The sequence below is a fragment of the Caballeronia sp. INML1 genome (genome assembly GCF_023631085.1).
In the GTDB taxonomy this organism is placed as follows: domain Bacteria; phylum Pseudomonadota; class Gammaproteobacteria; order Burkholderiales; family Burkholderiaceae; genus Caballeronia; species Caballeronia turbans.
The window spans coordinates 1-1,208 of the sequence record NZ_JALQDT010000099.1 but is presented as its reverse complement, the minus strand read 5'-3'; the positions used below and the strand labels follow the sequence as shown (position 1 = coordinate 1,208).

The 1,208-nt window shown below is 59.1% G+C and carries 1 protein-coding gene; it reads right to left on the bottom strand.

What is annotated here, in order from left to right:
• Positions 1 to 37: 37 nt before the first annotated feature.
• Positions 38 to 1,018, bottom strand: a complete 981-nt coding sequence (locus NCR38_RS33975; RefSeq protein ID WP_409241456.1) for an IS110 family transposase — start codon at positions 1,016 to 1,018, stop codon at positions 38 to 40.
• Positions 1,019 to 1,208 lie beyond the last annotated feature (190 nt).

Below are 1,208 nucleotides of genomic sequence, written 5' to 3'. Positions count from 1 at the left end.
GCAAAGAAAGCAACTGTATTGAGAGTCAAGTGCTGGGTCACAAGTGATCGTGATGTGGGGGATTCCAGGGGGTGCGATCGCGCATCATGGCGTTGAGCTGAGTAAGGAGCTTGCGCATGCCGGCGACGAATGCGACCTTGGTCTTTTTGCCTTTGGCGCGTAGTCGATCGCAAAACGCCTTGATGTTCGGATTGGCTCGTTGAGCGGCGACACAGGCCATATAAAGGGCGCGCCGCACGATGTGGCGGCCGCCCTTGATATGGCGCTCGCCGCGGTGCGCTCCGCTGTCGGAATTGAATGGAGCGAGGCCGACGAGCGAGGCGATCTGTCGCGCGTTGAGCGAGCCTAGTTCGGGCAGAAAGGCGATGAGCGCGGCGGCCGTTGTTTTGCCGATGCCCGGGGTGGAGCGCAGCAGGGCTTCGGTCTTGCGCCAGAGTTCGTTGGCGTGGAGGAAGGCGTCGATATCGCGATCGGCGTCCTTGATGCGTTGCGTAATGAACCGGATGAATTCATCGATGCTGGGCAGGGCCGATTTATGAGCGCGCTTGCGGCGGTTTTGTTCGGCGGTGAGCATCTCGATGAGCTGGGCGCGGCGCAGGATGAGGGCCTGCAACTGCTGGGTTTGCTCGTCGGTCAGGGGTCGGATTTCGGGCTTGATGGTGGCGCCGAAGTGAGCGATGACGCGCGCATCGAGGCGATCGGTCTTGGCGAGTTGGCCGGTGGATCTGGCGAAGTCGCGCACCCATTTGGAATTGACCGCGACGGCTGGCAAGCCGGCTTGGCAGAGGGCTTGGAGCACGGCGCGTTCGAGCTTGCCGGTGGCTTCGAGGACGATGAGTTGCGGCTTGAGGGGCAACAATCGGTGGATGAGTTCGGCGAAGCCTTCAGGGGCATTAGGCAGACGAAAGGTTTCGGAGGATTCGTGATAGGCGACGTCGAGGAATGGGCCGCTGACATCGATACCGACGAACAAGGGCGAAGCGAAAGAGGAAGGAATTTGGTTCACCACAGCACCCATACTTGCAAAGATACGAGCTCGAGGCTCAGTCAACTGTTCGGGTTCAAAGCGGTAAGGAGAAGCGGCGCCACCAGCTTTCTTTCGGGCTGCGAGCCCATGTAACACAAACGGGCTACCGCTTCGAGTAAGTGGAAAGATAGTTTCCGAATACTTGGAGTCAATATACAAGTAACCAAAGAAAGCAGCTCGA

Coding starts and splice junctions, on each gene's coding strand:
- NCR38_RS33975 (WP_409241456.1), bottom strand. CDS start 1,018: ATGGGTGCTGTGGTGAACCAAATTCCTTCCTCTTTCGCTTCGCCCTTG.